The organism is Nonomuraea sp. NPDC003201, assembly GCF_053590415.1.
The window spans coordinates 1-17,563 of the sequence record NZ_JBSFTC010000239.1 but is presented as its reverse complement, the minus strand read 5'-3'; the positions used below and the strand labels follow the sequence as shown (position 1 = coordinate 17,563).

At 71.6% G+C, this 17,563-nt stretch carries 21 protein-coding genes; 9 read left to right on the top strand and 12 right to left on the bottom strand.

Annotated features, from left to right (window positions below):
- The 3 genes from ACWDX9_RS46275 to thrC form a co-directional block, all read right to left on the bottom strand.
- Positions 1–278, bottom strand: a 278-nt coding sequence (locus ACWDX9_RS46275; RefSeq protein WP_449966696.1) for an AMP-binding protein, incomplete at its 3' end; no start/stop codon positions are given.
- A 7-nt stretch (positions 279–285) separates the two neighbouring features.
- Entirely contained in the window at positions 286–894 is a 609-nt protein-coding gene (locus tag ACWDX9_RS46270; protein WP_449966694.1) for a biotin transporter BioY, read from the bottom strand.
- A 103-nt stretch (positions 895–997) separates the two neighbouring features.
- Positions 998–2,062, bottom strand: a complete 1,065-nt coding sequence (gene thrC / locus ACWDX9_RS46265; protein ID WP_449966691.1) for a threonine synthase — start codon at positions 2,060–2,062, stop codon at positions 998–1,000.
- A gap of 63 nt (positions 2,063–2,125) precedes the next feature.
- On the opposite strand from thrC, the gene ACWDX9_RS46260 reads away from it, so the two are divergent.
- On the top strand, positions 2,126–2,959 hold the full coding sequence (locus ACWDX9_RS46260) for a MurR/RpiR family transcriptional regulator (RefSeq protein ID WP_449966689.1): 834 nt from the start codon (positions 2,126–2,128) through the stop codon (positions 2,957–2,959).
- On the opposite strand, the gene ACWDX9_RS46255 is transcribed toward ACWDX9_RS46260, so the two are convergent.
- Genes ACWDX9_RS46255 through ACWDX9_RS46240 form a run of 4 tightly spaced genes read right to left on the bottom strand, consistent with a single transcriptional unit; the run spans position 2,943 to position 5,034 of the window.
- On the bottom strand, positions 2,943–3,482 hold the full coding sequence (locus ACWDX9_RS46255; protein WP_449966687.1) for an N-acetyltransferase family protein: 540 nt from the start codon (positions 3,480–3,482) through the stop codon (positions 2,943–2,945). The two genes, ACWDX9_RS46260 and ACWDX9_RS46255, sit on opposite strands and share 17 nt — an antisense overlap.
- A gap of 29 nt (positions 3,483–3,511) precedes the next feature.
- Entirely contained in the window at positions 3,512–4,078 is a 567-nt protein-coding gene (locus tag ACWDX9_RS46250; protein WP_397370306.1) for a helix-turn-helix domain-containing protein, read from the bottom strand.
- 27 nt (positions 4,079–4,105) lie between these two features.
- Positions 4,106–4,393 carry a DUF6204 family protein gene (locus ACWDX9_RS46245; RefSeq protein ID WP_449966683.1) on the bottom strand — a complete coding sequence of 96 codons (288 nt, stop codon included), beginning with the start codon at positions 4,391–4,393 and terminating at the stop codon, positions 4,106–4,108.
- A gap of 2 nt (positions 4,394–4,395) precedes the next feature.
- Complete coding sequence (locus tag ACWDX9_RS46240) at positions 4,396–5,034, bottom strand: TetR/AcrR family transcriptional regulator (RefSeq protein WP_357737543.1); 639 nt, start codon at positions 5,032–5,034, stop codon at positions 4,396–4,398.
- 118 nt (positions 5,035–5,152) lie between these two features.
- Between ACWDX9_RS46240 and ACWDX9_RS46235 the strand changes: the two genes are divergently transcribed.
- Positions 5,153–6,136, top strand: coding sequence for a DUF1838 family protein (locus tag ACWDX9_RS46235; RefSeq protein WP_449966681.1), 984 nt, complete (start codon positions 5,153–5,155; stop codon positions 6,134–6,136).
- On the top strand, positions 6,133–7,146 hold the full coding sequence (locus ACWDX9_RS46230) for a nitrilase-related carbon-nitrogen hydrolase (protein ID WP_449966679.1): 1,014 nt from the start codon (positions 6,133–6,135) through the stop codon (positions 7,144–7,146). The genes ACWDX9_RS46235 and ACWDX9_RS46230 overlap by 4 nt, the downstream gene beginning before the upstream one ends.
- Here ACWDX9_RS46230 and ACWDX9_RS46225 read toward each other — a convergent pair.
- Positions 7,143–8,507 (bottom strand): sensor histidine kinase, encoded by a 1,365-nt coding sequence (locus ACWDX9_RS46225; protein WP_449966676.1) that lies wholly within the window; start codon positions 8,505–8,507, stop codon positions 7,143–7,145. The genes ACWDX9_RS46230 and ACWDX9_RS46225 overlap by 4 nt on opposite strands.
- Positions 8,508–8,679: 172 nt before the next feature.
- Between ACWDX9_RS46225 and ACWDX9_RS46220 the strand changes: the two genes are divergently transcribed.
- On the top strand, positions 8,680–9,504 hold the full coding sequence (locus ACWDX9_RS46220; protein ID WP_449966673.1) for a helix-turn-helix transcriptional regulator: 825 nt from the start codon (positions 8,680–8,682) through the stop codon (positions 9,502–9,504).
- Positions 9,505–9,513: 9 nt separating this feature from the next.
- Here ACWDX9_RS46220 and ACWDX9_RS46215 read toward each other — a convergent pair whose 3' ends face one another.
- Positions 9,514–10,041, bottom strand: a complete 528-nt coding sequence (locus ACWDX9_RS46215) for a hypothetical protein (RefSeq protein WP_449966670.1) — start codon at positions 10,039–10,041, stop codon at positions 9,514–9,516.
- Positions 10,042–10,323: 282 nt separating this feature from the next.
- Here ACWDX9_RS46215 and ACWDX9_RS46210 point away from each other — a divergent pair, with 282 nt between their 5' ends.
- Both ACWDX9_RS46210 and ACWDX9_RS46205 read left to right on the top strand, forming a co-directional pair.
- Positions 10,324–11,325, top strand: coding sequence for a hypothetical protein (locus ACWDX9_RS46210; protein ID WP_449966667.1), 1,002 nt, complete (start codon positions 10,324–10,326; stop codon positions 11,323–11,325).
- A 284-nt stretch (positions 11,326–11,609) separates the two neighbouring features.
- Positions 11,610–11,993: a hypothetical protein gene (locus tag ACWDX9_RS46205; protein ID WP_449966665.1), complete on the top strand. Its 384-nt coding sequence runs from the start codon at positions 11,610–11,612 to the stop codon at positions 11,991–11,993.
- On the opposite strand, the gene ACWDX9_RS46200 is transcribed toward ACWDX9_RS46205, so the two are convergent.
- Together ACWDX9_RS46200 and ACWDX9_RS46195 are read right to left on the bottom strand one after the other, a co-directional pair.
- Positions 11,954–12,136: a hypothetical protein gene (locus ACWDX9_RS46200; protein ID WP_449966662.1), complete on the bottom strand. Its 183-nt coding sequence runs from the start codon at positions 12,134–12,136 to the stop codon at positions 11,954–11,956. The two genes, ACWDX9_RS46205 and ACWDX9_RS46200, sit on opposite strands and share 40 nt — an antisense overlap.
- 197 nt (positions 12,137–12,333) lie before the next feature.
- On the bottom strand, positions 12,334–12,633 hold the full coding sequence (locus tag ACWDX9_RS46195; RefSeq protein WP_449966702.1) for a hypothetical protein: 300 nt from the start codon (positions 12,631–12,633) through the stop codon (positions 12,334–12,336).
- Here ACWDX9_RS46195 and ACWDX9_RS46190 point away from each other — a divergent pair.
- Positions 12,533–12,841 carry a CGNR zinc finger domain-containing protein gene (locus ACWDX9_RS46190; RefSeq protein WP_449966699.1) on the top strand — a complete coding sequence of 103 codons (309 nt, stop codon included), beginning with the start codon at positions 12,533–12,535 and terminating at the stop codon, positions 12,839–12,841. The two genes, ACWDX9_RS46195 and ACWDX9_RS46190, sit on opposite strands and share 101 nt — an antisense overlap.
- A 209-nt stretch (positions 12,842–13,050) precedes the next feature.
- Here the strand turns inward: ACWDX9_RS46190 and ACWDX9_RS46185 are convergent, their stop codons facing one another.
- Positions 13,051–15,981: a BTAD domain-containing putative transcriptional regulator gene (locus ACWDX9_RS46185; RefSeq protein ID WP_449966659.1), complete on the bottom strand. Its 2,931-nt coding sequence runs from the start codon at positions 15,979–15,981 to the stop codon at positions 13,051–13,053.
- Between the two features lie 125 nt (positions 15,982–16,106).
- Here ACWDX9_RS46185 and ACWDX9_RS46180 point away from each other — a divergent pair, with 125 nt between their 5' ends.
- Together ACWDX9_RS46180 and ACWDX9_RS46175 are read left to right on the top strand one after the other, a co-directional pair.
- Positions 16,107–17,075, top strand: a complete 969-nt coding sequence (locus tag ACWDX9_RS46180; RefSeq protein WP_449966656.1) for an aldo/keto reductase — start codon at positions 16,107–16,109, stop codon at positions 17,073–17,075.
- A gap of 4 nt (positions 17,076–17,079) precedes the next feature.
- A partial coding sequence (locus ACWDX9_RS46175) for a TetR/AcrR family transcriptional regulator (RefSeq protein WP_449966653.1) occupies positions 17,080–17,563 on the top strand: 484 nt, incomplete at its 3' end.

Genomic DNA, 17,563 nt, shown 5'->3' with positions numbered 1-17,563 from the left:
ACGCTCGACCACCGCTCCCGGCCCCAGGCAGGGTCGCCCACCAGCGGCGTCGCGCCGGCCAGGTCGGCCGCGAGCACGGCGGTGAGCAGCTCGACCGGGTCCGCCAGGCCGATCGCGACCAGCGCGCCCGGGCCGATCCCGCGGCCGAGCAGGTGGCGGGCGGCGCCGTGGATCCGTTCGGCGAGCTGGGCGTAGGTGAGCTCGCCGGAGGGGCCGCACACCGCCGGGTGCGAAGGGCGTTCGGCGGCGTGCCGCATCACGTGTTGTGCTACGGGCATCGAGCGGTCAACGCCCCTCGCCGGAGCGCAGCCGTTCGCGGTGCACGGCCGGGACCGCGTCCGGGTAGGCCCGCTGCGTGCCCCTGGCCACGCCGGACGCCAGCACCACCTTGATCAGGTCGCCGGGCAGGAAGACGAGGCTGGACACCGCCGTCGCGCCCAGGGACACCCCGGTGACGAGCGACTGGACGGGGATGCCGAACAGGTAGACCACCCCGATCCCGCCCACCAGGCACGCCACCATCAGCGGGAAGATCCCCGGGTTGCGGCCCGCGCGCTCGACGAGCCAGCCGGTCACCGCCGCGCCCGGGATCCAGCCGATCAGGTATCCGGCCGACGGCATGGCGAACACGCCGAGCCCGCCCCGGCCGCCCGCCAGCAGCGGCAGGCCGACGGCGACCAGCACGAGCAGCACCACCACGGCCAGCGCGGCCCGCCACGTGCCGAGGATCGCCCCTGCCAGCATCACGCCGAGGGTCTGGAGCGTGATCGGGACCGCGTTGCCGAACAGGTTGAACGAGCCGGGCACGCCCAGCACCGCGATCAGCGCCGCGAACACGGCCACCCGCGCCAGGTCGCCCGTGGGGAACCCGCGCCGCTTCGATGCATCCATCATGGGCACGATCCCACACCAGAACCACACGCTTCAGGCATGGAGGGATCCCACAACTTTCCGGGTGTTCCTCTGCGAACGTTCGATACCTTGTCCACAACTGCGGTCAGGCCGCCAGGCGGAGGGCCCGGGCCACGTCGGAGGCGGACGAGGAGGTCTCCGTCGAGGAGTAGCCGCCGCGCAGGGAGGCGTCCAGGTCCTTCAGGCCGTTGCCGCTGAGCGTGATCACGATCCGCAGGCCCGGCTCCAGCAGGCCCCGCTCGTGCCGGTCGAGCAGGCCCGCGACGCCGGCCGCCGAGGCGGGCTCGGCGAAGACGCCGTCGCGGCGGGCCAGCAGCCGGTACGCGGCGAAGATCTGCTCGTCGGTCACCGCCTCGATCAGCCCGCCCGACTCGTCGCGGGCGGCCACGGCGCCGTCCCAGGTGGCCGGGTTGCCCACGCTGATCGCGCTGGCCGCCGTCTGCGGAGCCGCCACGGGAGCGCCGTGGACGAGCGGGGCCGCCCCGGCCGCCTGGAAGCCCCACATGCGCGGCCGCCGCCCGGCCAGGCCGGCGCCGTGGTAGGTGCGGTAGCCGCCCCAGGTGGCGGTGATGTTGCCGCCGTTGCCGACCGGCAGGCAGTGCACGTCGGGCGCCTCGCCGAGGGCGTCCACGATCTCGTAGGCGACCGTGCGCTGCCCGGCCAGGCGCAGCTCGTTGCCGACCGAGTTGACCAGCGCGATCGGGTGGTGGGCGGCCAGCTCGCGGGCCACGCGCAGGCAGTCGTCGAAGTTGCCGTCGATCTCGACGATCTCGGCGCCGTAGCGTACGGCCTGGCTCAGCTTGCCGAGCGCGATCCGTCCCTTGGGGACCAGCACGGCGGCCGTCACCCCGGCGCGGGCGGCGTAGGCGGCGGCCGAGGCGCTGGTGTTGCCGGTGGAGGCGCAGATGACGGCCTGGGCCCCGGCCTCGGCGGCCTTGCTGATCGCCACCGTCATCCCGCGGTCCTTGAACGAGCCCGTCGGGTTGGCCCCCTCGACCTTCAGCCAGACCTCGCAGCCGGTGAGCTCCGACAGGTGCGCGGAGCGCAGGAGCGGGGTGTTGCCCTCGTTGAGCGAGATGGAGGGGGTGTCGGCGGTGACCGGCAGCCAGCGCCGGTAGTCGCTGTCGATCAGGCCATGCCAGGTTCTCATGCCCGCACCGTAACATTCGTTTCGCGAACCTGGGTAGCCGGTGTTGATGTAACATTTGTCATTGTGGAGAACGATCCGGTGGCAGACCGCCTCAGCGCCGTCTATCCCGAGCTGCCGCCCGGGGAGCGCGCGATCGTGCGGGTGCTGCTCGACGACTATCCGTTCGCGGCGCTGGGCTCGCTGCGGGCGCTGGCCGAGCGCGCCGGGGTGAGCCCGCCGACGGCGTCGCGGCTGTTCGACCGGCTGGGGTACGGAGGGTTCGCCGACTTCCAGGCCGCGGTGCGTGACGGGGCGCGGGGGCGGTCGCGGCTGCTGGAGTTCGTCTCGCGCGCGCCCGACTCCCCCGCCGCCAGTCCCGAGCTGCGGCAGGCCGCCGAGGACCTGCGCGCGGGGCTGGACGGCACGCTCGCCGCCGCCACGGACCCGCTCCTCGACGCGTCCGCGGCCCTGCTCGCCGAGGCCAGGACCGTGTGGGCGCTGGGCGGGCCGCTGAGCGAGCTGGCCGCCGAATACCTGATCCGCCAGCTGGCCAGCCTGCGGCCCGGCGCGCACCGGGTGCCCGACTCCGTGCCGGCCCGGGCGCGTACCGTGCTGGATCTGAAGGGGTCCGACCTGGTGGTGGCGTACGACTTCCGGCGCTACTCCTCCGGCACCGCCCGCTTCGTCAAGGCCGCGCGCGCCCGGGGAGCGCGGCTGGTGCTCGTCACCGACGCGTGGGAGTCGCCGCTGGCCGCCGAGGCGGAGGTGCTGATCAGGCTGCCGCGCGAGGCCGCCGGGCCGATCGCGCCGCTCGCCCACGAGATCGCCGTCACCGAGCTGCTGCTCGTCGCCACGGCCGCCCGCCTGGCCCCCACCGAGCGGCTGGCCGACCTCGACGCGCTCAGCCAGACGCTGTGAGCCTCTTGTAGAAGAAGCTGCAGTCCTGGAGCGTGCCGTCCGGGGATCCGGCGTAGTCGGGGACGATGCCGTAGCGGGTCCAGCCGCCCGTGCGGTAGACGTGCTCGGCGGTGCTGCCGGTCTCGGTGTCCAGGAGCAGCAGGTACGCCCCGGCGTCGAGGGCGGCCTGCTCGGCGGCCTCCAGCAGGGCGCGTGACAGGCCCCGGCCGCGGGCTTCGCGGTGGACCATCAGCTTGACGATCTCGGCGCGGTGGCGGGCGTTCGGCTTGCTCGCCAAGGCGAGGCTGACGGTGCCAATGACGGGGCCGGTGACGGCGCTCCCGTCGCGGCACACCCACACCAGGAGGCTGCCGTCGGCCACCGACGGAGCCTGGGACCGCCACCAGGCGGCGGCCTCCTCGTGGCCGAACGGCGCGAGAAAGCCCACGGACGCGCCGCTGTCCACGGCGTCGACCAGCAGGCCGGCCAGCTCCTTGACGTCGGCGTCGAACCCGTCGGCGGTCAGGCGCTCGATGGCGGGCATGGGGTTCCTCCGGGGTCTCCAGGTGAAGGTCATGGGAGGACGATCAGGAGGGCGTACCGGACCGGGTCGGGGCCGGGGCAGCGGAAGCGGGACGGCCCCCACAGGCGGAAGCGCAGGCAGTCGCCCGCCTCCACGGTGTGCGTGTGACCGTTGGCGGTGATCTCCACGGCCCCCTCCAGCACCCAGATGTGCTGCTCCAGGCCGGGCACCGGCGACGCGTCGTACGAGATGTCCGCCCCCGGCCGGAGCCTGCCCTCCACGACCTCGCCCCGCATCCCGGGGTGGGGCGGCGACACCGAACGCCGGACGAACCCGGACTCCTCATCCCGGAACACCGCCTGCGCCCCCGCTCGTACGAGCTGCGGCGGCTCGGCCTCCACCTCGGCCAGCAGCCGCGACATCGTACGCCCGTAGACGGCGCACAGCCTGCCCAGCAGCGCGGCGGTCGGGCTGATCTCGCCCCGCTCCAGCCGAGACAGCGTCGAGCGGCTGATCCCCGAGTGGCTCGCCAACTCCTCCAGCGACCAGCCCCGCTCGACGCGCAGCTCCGCGAGCCGCCCGGCGAGCCGGACCTCGACCTCCTCCATCCGTCTCATATAAGAGAACATATCCCAAATCTGGGATCAGCGGCGACGCCGCACCTTGATGTCACGCATGTCGGTCACCGCGAGCTGCAGGATCTCGTACGGATACCCGTGCGTCTCCAGCGCCTCCATCGCCCCCAGCGCCGCCTCGTCCTCGCCGTCGTCGGGCCCGGCGGGCACCTGACAGCGGAAGGTGAAGGCCGTGACGCCCGCGTCATGGGTGAAGGTCCCGGCCTCGGTGTACGCCGCGCCGCTTGCGGCCACCACGGCGGCCCGGCCGGCGTCGTCGAGCCCCTTGAACTTGCCCCTGATCGTCACCCTGAACACGGTCATCCCTTTCGTACGGCATAGGCCAGGACACGCTCGCCCAGCAGCCCTTCTGCGACATCCATCAGCTCCAGCACGGCGGCGGCGATGGCGTCGGGCGGCTCGCCCGCGACCGTCCGCCGGCCGATCTCGGCGTAGACCAGCGCGTGCAGGCACCCGATGTGCCAGGCCGCCACGCGCGGCAGCGGATCGCCCTCGGCCGCCCCGGTCTCCTCGGCCAGCACCACAGCCAGCTCGTCGGTCATCCGGCGGCCGAGGTCGTCCAGCCGGGCGGCCAGCGTGGGCGCGGCCCGCATCATCTCCAGCACCCGCCCGAACCCCTCCGTCAGCCCCACCTGGCGCTCGCGCCCGCGCACCTCCGCACGCAGCCGCGCCAGCACCGCCCCGGCCGCCGACTGACCGGGCGGGCGCTCCCGCACGATGTCGGCCAGCCGGTGCGGCGAGGCCTCCTCCGGCGGCAGGACGAGGTCCTCCTTGGCCGGGAAGTAGTTGTAGACGGTGTTCACCGACACCTCGGCGGCCGCCGCGACCTCGGCGATCGTGACGTGCTCGAAGCCGCGCTCCACGAACAGGCCGATGGCCACGCCGATGATGCGCTGCCGGGTCTGCCGCTTCTTCCGCTCCCGAAGCCCCTCCACCATATCTGGAGTCTACTCCAAATTTGGAGTCCATTTCAGTTTTCTGGGCCTGATGGACAGCGCCGAGCGCGACATGATCACATTGGGCTCGCTCACTCGCCTAAGTGTTCGGAGATGACCCATGGTCAAGCGCAACATCCTCCGGTCTTTAGCCCTTGCCGCCCTCTTCCTGAGCGTGACCGCTCCGGGCGCCGCGGCCGACGACAAGCCCGCCGACCCGACGGCTCCGGGACCGGTCTACAAGACGGTCACCGATCGGAGCGGCCTGCTCTCGCTCCAGACCTTCGGCCGTCCCGACGGCAAGGACATGGTCTTCCGGATCTCCGGCAGCGTGTACGCCAACATCGAGGGCAACAGCCTGGACCCGGCGATGCGGCACGGCCAGAAGCTGTTCAACATCGAGGGCTACAACATCAGGCGCCTGTACCGGGTGCCGGACACGACGCAGCTCTACCAGCTCTCCCGCGAGATCGTCTTCTACACCGACCCCGCCGATCCCACGCGGGTCCTGCGGGAATGGAAGAACCCGATCGACCAGACGACCTATCCGGTCATCCCCATCAACAACGACACGGTGAACTTCGGCCCCTTCAACATCACCTCCGCCTACGTGGGCCCGCCGGTGCGCCAGCTGCATGATGAGAACGTGTGGACCAGTGACATCCCCGTACGCGCCGACTTCGGCACCACGCTCGGCGAGCGGTTCGGCCTGGTGGGCGGCGTGTACGCGGCCCAGGAGATGTTCGACTTCTCCGTGGACGAGCGCGAGGCGGCCGCCAGGACCGTTCCGGGCACCGTCCCCTCCGGGGCCATGGAGACGAAGATCAGCTGGGCGCGGACGAGCCCGTGGGCGCCGTTCATGTGCCTGGCCGAGAGCGACGTACGCGGCCAGCTCACCTACCACGCCCGCAGCTGGTCCCTGAGCTCCTACGCCGAGATCGAGCCGTGGCTGCGCGCCGAGGTCGAGACGAACCACCCGCTCTTCAAGGCCGCCCCCACCGCGCCCGGCGCCAGCGAGAACTCCTGGAGCTCCTTCTACAACAAGCAGCTCGGCAAGGGCGCCACCACCTGGTCGTCCTGGTGCGCGGCCAACGGGCGCGCATGACCGCCTACACGGCGCTGGCGCTCCAGATGGAGACCAGGGCCGTCAACGCCGCCGCCGACCCCAGGTCCGCCATCCGCGCCGCCATCGAGCGGATCGGCGAGCAGGTCGGCGGCAGCAAGGCCTGGCTCGGCCGCGACCTGCGCCTGGTGGTGCTGCCCGAGTACGTGCTGACCGGCTTCCCGATGCGCGAGAGCTTCGCCGAGTGGCGCGACAAGGCCGCGCTCGACCCCGGCGGCCCGGAGTACGAGGCGCTGGCCGGGATCGCCGCCCGGCACGAGGTCTACCTGTGCGTGAACGCCTATGAGCGCGACGAGCACTTCCCCGAGCTGTACTTCCAGGCGTCGGTGATCCTCTCTCCGCAGGGTGCGCCGGTCCTGCGCTACCGCAGGCTGCACTCGATGTTCACGCCGAGCCCGTACGACGTGTGGGAGCGCTACCTGGAGATCTACGGCATCGACGGGGTGCTGCCGGTGGCCCGCACCGAGATCGGCAACCTGGCGGTGCTGGCCTCGGAGGAGATCCTCATGCCCGAGCTGGCCCGCACGCTGGCCCTGCGCGGCGCCGAGGTCTTCTGCCACCCCACCTCCGAGGCCTCCTCACCGGCGCTGACCCCGAAGGCGATCGCCCGCCGCGCCAGGGCCGCCGAGAACCTGGCCTACGTGGTCTCGGCCAACAGCGGCGGCCTGAGGGGCATCCCGATCCCCGGCGACTCCACCAACGGCGGCTCGGAGGTCCTCGACCACCAGGGACGCGTGCTCGCCCAGGCGGGCGCGGGCGAGTCGCTGGTGGCCGCCGCCGAGCTGGACGTGGGCGCGCTGCGCCGGCTGCGGCGGCGGCCCGGCATGGGCAACCTGCTGAGCAGGGTGAAGACGGGGCTGTGGGCCGAGGAGTACGCCAGGCACGACGGCGAGCGGCCCGGCGGCCTGTCGCAGGGCGCGCGCGATCGGGCCTGGTTCGCGGCCCGGCAGGTCGAGGCGATCGAGCGCCTGTACGGCCCGGGCGACTGCTAGGCGACAGCGCTCACGCGTTCCGTCTGATCGACCGGAGGGGGGTCGAGAAGCGGGAGTCGCAGGACGAAGCTGGCGCCGCGCGGCGCATCCTCGACCTTGAGCGTCCCACCGTGGCTCTGGGCGATGTCGCGGGAGATGGCCAGGCCGAGCCCGCTGCCGCCGGCGTCGCGGTGGCGGGCGTCGTCGAGGCGGGTGAACCGCTCGAAGACCCGCTCGCGGTCGGCGGGCGCGATGCCGGCGCCGTCGTCCGCCACCGTCACCACGGCCTCGCCGTCCGAGGCTGCCACGAAGACGTCCACGGCGCTGCCAGCGTGCCGGATCGCATTGCTCACCAGGTTGGCGAGCAGCCGGGCGAGCTGGATGTGGGACCCGCGGACCCAGACGTCCGAGGCCGCGTGGACGCGTACGGGCACGCGGCCCGCGCGCGGCGCCTCCTGGCTCACCAGCCGCCCGAGGTCGATGAGCTCGGGCGGCGCCGGGTCGCCGGCCCCGAGCCGCGCGAGCGCCAGCAGGTCGCCGACGATGGCGTCGAGCCGGTCGGTGACCGACAGGGCCGAGCGGATGGTCTTGTGCGGATCGATCTCGCCCGGGTGGAGCAGCGCCTCCTCCAGTTGCGCCCGCAGGCCGGCGATCGGGTTCCTGAGCTCGTGCGACGTGCTGGAGGCGAACCTCCGCTGCTGCGCCACCGCCTCGTCGAGCCGGTCCAGGGTCTGGTTGGCGGTACGGACGAGCATGGCGACCTCGTCGTCGCCCGGCGGCACGGGGATGCTCAGGCTGAGGTCGCTGACGGTGATCTCGCCCAGGCGCACGCGGATCGCCTCGACCGGCCGCAGCGTGCGGCCCACCGTTCTCCAGGAGGTCCAGGAGACGATCGCGAGGAGGACGAGGGCCGCCGCCGTGAGCGCGTACTCCAGGTTGTGGCCGCGCAGCAGGGCCGGCTCCCGGCGCTCCGCCAGCAGGACCTGGGCGCCGGCCGCCGTGGTGATCCGGATGGCCACCAGGAGGCGGCACCCATCGCTCCGCCGCTGGACGCGATCGTCGACGGGTGGTCGCAGCGTGCTCAGCGCCGAGCGCGCGAGGGCGGAGTGGCTGGCGGCGAGGACCCGGCCGCGCGCGTCGACCAGCTGAATGAGAGCCAGGTCGCCCGGGGTGGGTATCACCTTGGGGATCGTGCCGGCGCGGGCCGCCGCACTCCACCGGCTGGCGACCTGTTCGACCCGGTTGAAGGCGTCGTCCTGGACGCGGTAGCGGATGGCCAGCGAGGAAGTGACGCCCACCACGGCCAGCGCGACCAGGGCGAGCAGCGACGCGGCCACGGTGCAGCGCGCTCGGATGGACCGGGGGCGAGGAATCACGGTCATCGTTTCCTTTCCGTCACTGCGACGGTAAGGCGGGACGATGCTGAGGAGGGTGGGCGCGTGACACCCAGGAAATTCGCATACCTGGATGAATGCCGATGGATGCGGCGGTGCCGTCTCAGCCTGGTAGTGACACGCCCACCCTGGCACTCAAATCCCGACATATCGTACTTAAATGGACAGCACTAAGTTGTTGGGGGAGTTCCTGCGCGCGCGGAGAGAGGTCATGACTCCCGCGCAGGCGGGGCTCCTCGACGTGGGCCCGCGCCGGACCCCGGGATTGCGGCGCGAGGAGGTGGCGATGCTGGCCCACGTCAGCACGGATTACTACATCCGCCTCGAACAGGGCAGGGAGCGCCACCCGTCCGAGCGCGTGCTCGGAGCCCTTGCCCAGGCGTTCGGGCTGACTCTCGAGGCCACGGCCCACATGCACGCACTGGCCCATCCCATGCTCCAGCCCCGGCGGTCGCCGGCCCGGCGGGTCAGTCCTGCGCTGCGCACGCTGATCAGCGGCTGGCCCGTCACGCCCGCGCTGATCTGCGACGACCTCATGAACATCCTCGCCGCGAACTCCCTCGCCGACGCCCTGTACGGCGGGTTCGAGGACCGCGACAACCTGCTCCGCATGATCTTCCTGGATCCCGCGGCCCGCGAGTTCTATCCCGAGTGGGAGAAGTCGGCCCGTTCCAAGGTCGCCCACCTGCGCCTCGTCGCCGGGTCACAGCTCGACGACCCCCGCCTGACCGAGCTCGTGGGAGAGTTGTCCGTCAAGAGCTCCGGCTTCCGGAGGCTGTGGGCCCGCCACGACGTCTCGCCCAAGGTGGCCGAGGTCAAGCGCATGTGCCACCGGGAGGTCGGGGAGCTGGAGTTGACCTGCGAGCTCTTCTCGGTGAACGGCTCCGACGGCCTACAGCTCATCACTTTGCTCGCCCAGCCGGGCAGCCCTTCGGAGCAGGCGCTGAAACTGCTGGGCAGCCTCGCCGCGCCGGTCCGTGGCTGAGATCGCTCTTCAACGGCTGTCGTCCCCGGGTGGGTGGGCCGCGGCGCACGGGCTGTCCTCCCCGCGCTCTACCGACTGCGCCACGCCGTGGAATGCGGCATCAACCTGGTCGAAGGCAACCGCGGCATGGCAACCCGTTACGACAAGCTCGCCGTACGCTACGAAGCCGTCGTCATCATCGCCGCGATCAACCGACTTACGGGTGATCGGGCCCCTGGGTGTTCCAGGACCGGACGCGGCGGTGGGCCTCCCGCAGAACACCTCCGACACGCTGGTGCCGCCGACCACGGGTCCATCCTCGGTGGGTTCGGCGATGAACCTGCAGCGGATGTGCACCTGGTGCCAGTGCGTCCACGTGCCGGGCGGGCAGATCGAGCGGGCCCCTGCAGCTCGCCGACGTTGATGTCCGGCACGTAAGCAAGGACCCTCGGTCCTCATGGTGCCGGCCTCCACGGGCGCCGGCCCGAACAGCGTGAGCCCCAGGACCGGCGCGGAGAGGCCGGCCAGGAATGCCTTCCGGCCGAATTTGCGCTTCATGCGTACTCCTTCGCGTGGCCCGGCGCCCACCCGCGGTGGACGCCGGGCGGGTGGACCAGCGCCACCCTTGTCGATGCAGCTGGCCCAGCCGTGCGCCGGATGGCTGAGCAGCAGCAACGCGCCGGCGGCCATGACGACGGCGAAACCCACCCCGGCGGGTGTCCAACAGGAACTCGGCCAGACTCGGCCAGGCTCGGACACGCCGAGCAATCGCCCGTACACTGTCTGTCGCAGCAGGCGAGGCCGAACGGCCCGGTCAGGAGAGGACAGGGTCCGGGAACGATGAGCGAGGCCCCTCAAGGCGACCAAGATCCTCGGCCCGAGGGCGGGCTGGAGTCGGTGACGTCTCCCGAGGACCTGGTGAAACTGCTGGCCGAGCAGTTCGCGCGGGCCGACGTGTCACTTCGGGAGCTTCAGACCCGGGCGGACCGGGCGGGCGGAACACGGCTGCCCCGCTCCACCTGCGCCGACATGCTGGCCGGTCGTCGCTTCCCCAAGAAGGCGGTGATGGTGGCGTTCCTTCGGGGATGCCGCGTCCCCGACCATCAACTTCCGGCGTGGGAACGGGCGTGGGAGCGGGTGCGGGTCACTCAGCTGCCCGCCGGGTCCAATGAGATCGCCGCCCAGGCCATGACCCCACCTGGCGACACGGGGACGACCCGTGCCGCCGGACGGCGTCGGCGCCGAGCCGCCCTGCTCACAGCCGTGCCGGCCGCCGCGGCGATCCTGGGCGTCGTCATCGCCCAGCGGGCGATGCCGCAACGCGCCGCGCCCGAAGGGACGCCTGAGCACGTCGTCAACCCCGCCCACATCGTCAGCGACGATGGCCGCGCGTTCCCTCGCGGCGGGTCGAGCCGGTTCACCGTGACGGTCAACCCGGCCAACACGGGCGTACGGCTGATCCGCCGGCTGGATGCGGGTGTCGGTCTGCAACATGCCACCATCACCGTCAACGGGACCCCGGCCGCAGAATGGCGACCGCTGCTCGAGGACGGCATCTACAAGTGGAGAGACCAGATCGTCACGATCCCGCCGGATCTGACGACGGGGCGGCGCTCGCTCACCATCATCAACACGTGCGTGTCCCCCTCGGGCTTCAACGAGTTTCTCTACACCGTGGAGCACCAGGTGGGCGGTGTCTGGTCGACCGCCGACACGGTCGACGTCGGCCGCGACCACACCGCGAGCGAAGCCGCCCACGACTACCGCGTCATCGGAGAGGACTGGGCCGGCACGCAGACCTTCGCCTATCCGCCGCGGAAGGAGTCCTGGAGCGTCCAGTGAGCTCCCGCGGGCTGTACTCGTCGCCCTTGCCGTCAACCTCGGCCCTGACGTCCGACGTACCAGGTGTGCGGGGTGGGCGCCGGCAGGCGCAGGGTCGCGGGCCTCGGCGTGATCGAAGACTCTGGCGATCACAGCGTGGGGGCTGGTGATGATCGAGCCGCACAGCCACTTGCGCATCGCGTGGCCTGAGGCGCGGTCGGCGCCGCCTGCCTCGTCCGCCGGGGACGGCGATCACGTCGTGGGGCCGCCGGGGTGCGGGTTCGGCGTCGTAGACCACCCCGAGGGTGGCCATCCGTTTGCGGGCCGGTTTCTCGCCGGACGCCAGCCGGGTGCGGAAGGTCGCCCTGGCGCGGGCGGCGGCCTTGGCGGTCGCGGGCCGCAGCGCTTCCGGGCGCATCGCGATGCCCTTGCCGTCCAGGCTCAGTGCCAGCACCGTGGAGGCGGTGCACGGAGCGGGGATCTGCTCGGTGGAGAAGGCATCGACGTCGACTGCGGCCCGGGCCACCAGCTGCTCGATCTGTCGCTTGCCGATCACGTTGCCACAGCGCGCGCTGATCGCCGTGTGCGCGGCGTCGAACGAGCCGCGCACCGTCTCGATGACCGCCAGCTTGGCCAGTCCGGCCGAGTGTCAGCCCGCCGGTAACGACAACGCCGCGTCCGCGGGATAGGCGTTGCGGACGTTCGGGGCGCGCCAGGCGCACCGGGTGACGCTCACCGTCCCGACCACGGTGGCCAGCAGGCGGTGATGCTCCCCCTCCACCCGCCGTCGTAGCACGCCGTCGGCCCCGGTCGTGGTCAGGGCCACTCCCATCGTTGCGGGCGCGCTGCACCTGCTGCCGTTCCTGTAATGCTCGCAGGTCAAGGTGCGCCTGCAGCCGTTGGCGTTGCAGCTCACGACCCTGCTCGACGATCGTCTCCTCCAGCTGGTCATGTCTCAGCGACGCGGCTGCCGCAGCGGTGAGCTGTCCGACCAGACAGTTGAAGGTGTTCTTCGCCTCCGCAAAGACGTCAGCGGTGATGTCTGTGTCGTACGGTGCGCGCCACCGATTCGGTCACTGTGAACAGCCCCGGTCCCTCTTCCCTGGCCCACCCGCGTTCCACCAGCCGCTTGAGCCTGGAACGCAGCCCTTCCCGCTTGGCTGCCTCATCCGGCAAGCCCATCGCCACCGCGATCTGCCCGGCCCGCAACGCTCTACCGGCATCGACCATGATCTTAATCGCGTCGCGATACGCCCGCGGCAGCACCGCCCCGGCTGGTCGCCCGCGCCCGGCTGCCGTGGAGGCGGCGCCGGCCAGGCTCCTCGCCATCGTGGCCCAGGCCGTGGCGGAAGGCACGTGGACGCGGCTGAAGGCCTGCCGTGAGCCAAGCTGTCGATGGGCCTGCTACGACCACTCCCGCAATCGGCGCTGGACCTGGTGCTCCATGGACATCTGCGGCAACCGCGCCAAAGCCCGCGCCTCTCATCACCGCAAGTCCACCGCGCCCTTGACCGCGGGCCAGCCGGCAAATCGATAGCCCCGCGCCGCCGGCCCGCCGGCGTGGGTGAAGTGCGTGCGCGTCCAACTCGATCAGCGGCGAGGCGATCGGCGCGAACGGCAGCATCCCGCCCACCTCATCGTCGGGGATCGTCGGGTCGGCCAGCGGAATTTCAGCGGGGGGCGAGAAGTCCCCCGTGCCTGCGTCCGTGCGCTGGACCGATGGCCGGCAGCATACGCAGGGCGAGCTCAGTGCTGCCGTTGGATCGCCTGCGGCGTCTCGGGGACCTCGCTGTTCTCGAGCGCGTGCCTTTCCTCGGCCGTGATGAGGTTGAGGCCCTGCATGATGCCGATCGAGCGCCGCCACGATCGGTGGGCGTCGGGGGTCCGGTCGGCGTCGTGCAGGGCGCGGCCCAGTCCCCAGAGGATGTCGGCCTCCCGTAACTCGCCGACGGGGCCCGCTTCCCGGTGGAGGTCGAGGGCCTGCTGGTAATAGGCCACGGCCTGTCCCGGGTCTCCGGCCAGGCGGTGTGCCTCGGCGAGATGGCCGACGGCGAGCCCTAGGTAGGCCGAGATGCCGGCCTTTCTGAGGATGGCGATCGTGTCGGTGTGCGCGGCGATGGCCTCGGCGAAGCGCCCCACCCGCTGGTAGGCCAGCCCCAGATGGGTGAGGACCGCCCCATGGGTCAGGCGGTTGCCCGCCTCGCCGACGAGGGCGAGTGCGCGCAGGTGGTGGGTGATGGCTTCCTCGTAGCGGCCCGCGCTCCTGTGGGCGACCCCGATGTAGTCGAGCAGTGCCGCCTCGCGGCTGGTGTTCCCGGCCCGCCGGAAGGCGGTCCGGGACTTGTTCAGGTGGCGGATGGCGTCGTCCGGGTGTTCCACGTAGATGTGCGCCCAGCCGAGGTCGCCGTGTGCGACGGCCAGGTAGAACGGGTCACTCATGTGCTCCGCGGCCACCAGCGCCAGTTCGGCGAGGTGAAACTGCTTGAGATAGTTGCCACGCTCGTGCAACAAGACAGCGAACGACGTGGCCAGCCCCACCACCTCGCCGGCGACCGGTGTGCGGGTCGCCTGGTCCACGGCCGCCAGGATGTTGTCCGCCTCGGAGTCGATCCACGCCTTCGCGTCCTGGCTCTTCAACGAGATCACGCCCGGTTGGACAAGGTCTGCCGGTCCGACCTCCAGCCTCCACATGCTGCCCCTGTTCAGGGTATGGGTGATCGTACGGACAGTGGCCAGAAAGTGGTGCAGGGCCCGGCGGAAGGCCCGCTGCCGCTCCCGCAGGCTGTCCTCTTCTTCCGCGCGCTCGCGGGCGAACAGCCGCAGCAGGTCGTGCAGCCGGTAGCGGTCCGGAAGGTAGTTGTCCACCAGTTGCCCGTCGATCAGATGATCGAGCAGGTCCTGCGCCCGTTCCTCGGGGAGATCGGCCAGCGCGGCGGCTGCGGACAGGCTGATGTCCGGCCCGTCGAACATGCCCAGCAACCGGAACATCCGCGCCGCGGCCCTGCCTTGCGGGTCGGCGAGCAGATCCTGGTAGCTGGTCTGGAAACTCGCCCGGAGCGCCCGGTCGTCGGCGCGCAACTCGTCCAGCCGCCGCCGGGTGTTCGCCAGCCGCTTGGCCAGGGACGCGAGCGACCAGGCCGGCCGGGCCCTCAATCGCGCCGCCGCCAGGCACAACGCCAGGGGCAGGCTGCCGCACAGCCGGACCACCTCGGCCGCCGCGGCGGGTTCGGCGGCGACCGCCTTCTCCCCGACCACGGCACGCAGCAGGTCGAGGGCCTCCCCGTCCGGCAGCACGTCCAGCGAGATCTGAACGGCGCCCTCGAAGGAGGTGAGCCGGCGCCGGCTGGTGATCAGCACCGCGCACCCGAGGCTGCCGGGAAGCAGCGGCCGGACCTGCGGCGCGTCGCGCGCATTGTCCAGGATGATGAGCATGCGCTTGCCGTGGATCAGCGACCGGAATCGACCCGCGGCCTCCTCCAGGTCCGCGGGTATGGCCGCCTCGGCCACGCCGAGGGAGCGCAGAAAGCGGCGCATGGCCTCCGCCGGCCGCACCGACCTGGTGTGAGGCGTGTCGCCGTGCAGGTTGATGTACAGCTGGCCATCGGGAAAGTCGCCGGCGACGGCATGCGCGATGTGGATGGCCAGCGACGATTTCCCGACCCCGCCGAGCCCGGTGATCTGGCAGATCCGCGGCCCGCCGGATTCGGTCGCGCTCAGAGTTTCGTACGCGCGGGCCAGCTCCGCCCCGCGCCCGGTGAAGGAGACCAGGTCGGCAGGCAGCTCCGCGGGCACCGGCGGGGCAGGCACGCCTCCCGGCCCCTCCGCCGAGCGGCCACCGTCATGAAGGACGGTGGCGGGACCGCCTCCCGCCTCGACGAGGTCGTCCTCCTCCAAGAGACGTTGGTACAGCTGCTGCAGCTCGCTCCCGGGATCGATCCCCAGCTCCTCGACCAGCCGCCCGCGCAGGTCATGGTATGCGGCCAGCGCGGCCGCCCGTCTGCCGTCCCGGTGCAGCGCCACCATCGTGAGATGGACCAGCCGCTCCCGCAGCGGATGCTCGCTCACCAGCACGGGGAGCTCGACGAGCGCCTCGTGATGTCTGCCCAGCCGCAGGCAGATCGCCAGGCGCTCCTCGACCGTGCTCAGCCGCTCCTCCTCCAGCGTCACGCCGAACGTGTCACGCAGCCAGCCACCCGCCACGTCGGCCAGCGGCGGTCCGTGCCACAGGTCCAGCGCCTGCCGCAACAGGTCGCACGCCCGGCCGTGATCGCTCGCACGCGCGCGGGCCACCAGCTCACGAAAGCGCAGCAGGTCCACCCGTGCCGGGTCGAGGACCAGCCGGTACCCCGGCGGCGAGGTGGACAGCTCGGTGCCGGGCATCCTGGCGAGCAGCCGCCGGAGCTTGGACACGTATCCCTGAACGGCGTTGCGCGCCGAGGCGGGAGGCTCCTGGTCCCACACCGCCTTCATCAGACGCTCGAGCGGAACCGTCCGGCCCGCGTGGAGCAGTAAAGTCGCCAGTACCGAGCGCTGTTGCGGGGTGGCAGGGCCGAGAAACCTCTCACCCGCCGAGATCCCGACAGGCCCCAGCAGGCGGAACTCCATGCCGTCCGGCTGGTGTGTCTTCTGGGGCAGGCTGTCAGGCGCCGTCATGTCCTCGCCTGCCGTACGGCCCATGGCGATCATTATATTCCTCGTTATCTGAACAGATCGTCACATATTCCTGCGGATCTCAGCGATTCCAGCGCCACGAATGTGATAGCTTTTCACAATGTGATCGACTATCACATTGAGGAGTACGGATGGAAGCGCGGAGGCTGGGCAAGACCGACATCACGATCAGCCCCATCGGCCTGGGGTGCATGCAGTTCGCGGGCACGGCCAACTACACCCGCCTGATCATCAATCCCATCGGCCAGGAGACGGCCACCGCGGTCGTGCGGGCCGCCCTCGACGGCGGGGTCACCTGGTTCGACACCGCCGAGATGTACGGCCGGGGGCAATCGGAGCAGGCGCTGGCCGCCGCGCTGAAGGAGTGCGGCGTCACCCCCGGCCAGGTCACCGTCGCGACGAAATGGACGCCGCACCTGCGCACCGCGGCCAGCATCACCAGGACCATCGGCGAGCGCCTGGCCCACCTGGGCGGCCACCCCGTCGGCCTGCACCAGATCCACATGCCCACGGGCAGTCTGTCGAGCATCCCCGCCCAGCTCAAAGCCATGGCACAGCTCGTACGGTCGGGCCGGATCCGCGCGGTCGGCGTCAGCAACTTCTCCGCCCGCCAACTGGTGCTCGCCCATCGCGTGCTGGCCGCCGAGGGCATCCCCCTGGCCGCCAACCAGGTCCGCATCAGCCTGTTGCACAGGAACGTCGAGCGGGACTCCGTGCTGGACACGGCCCGCGAACTGGGCGTGACGCTCATCGCGTACTCGCCGCTGGAGGGCGGGGTGCTCACGGGGCGCTTCCACGACAACCCGGCACTGGCCAGGTCCGCGCCGCCGGCGCGACGCCTGTTCAGCCGGAACGTGCTCAGCGCCCAGGGGCTGGAACGCACCCGGCCGCTGATCGAGGCCATGCGGCGCATCGGCGAGGGGCACGGCGCCACGATCTCCCAGGTGGCGCTCAACTGGCTGATCACCCACTACGGCGACACCGTCGTGGCCATCCCCGGCGCGTCCAAGCCGCAACAGGCGGCCGAGGCGGCGGGGGCCATGAACGTCGCGCTGACGGACGCGGAGCACAGAACCCTGGATGAACTGTCGCTAACCTGATCTGGTGCCACCCAGGAAACGACCCAGTTACCACCATGGCGACCTGCGGGGCGCACTCATCGAAACCGCGCTGGAGCTCATCGCCGAGCACGGGGTCCAGGGGTTCTCGATGGCGGAGGCGAGCCGGCGGCTCGGCGTCGCGGTCAGCGCCCCCTACCGGCATTTCGCCGACCGTGACGAGTTGCTGCTCGCGGTGAGCGTGCGCGCGGGGGAACTGCTGGTGGCGGCCGTGACCGCGGAGCGCGGAGGCAGCTCGCCGGAGGATCGGCTGGTGGCGGTGGCCAGAGGATACGTACGGTTCGCCGCCCGGCACCGGGCGCTGTTCGAGGTGCTGTTCGGCTCCTGGTCACCCGATCTGGAGCGGGCCTCCCAGCCGGTCAAGGAGGCGTTCCAGTCGGGGGCGATGGCCCTGGCGGGTGGCGACCCGGTGGCCGCCGAGTCGCTCGGGCTGGCCGTGGCCGCCACCGCGCACGGGCACGCGGGGCTGC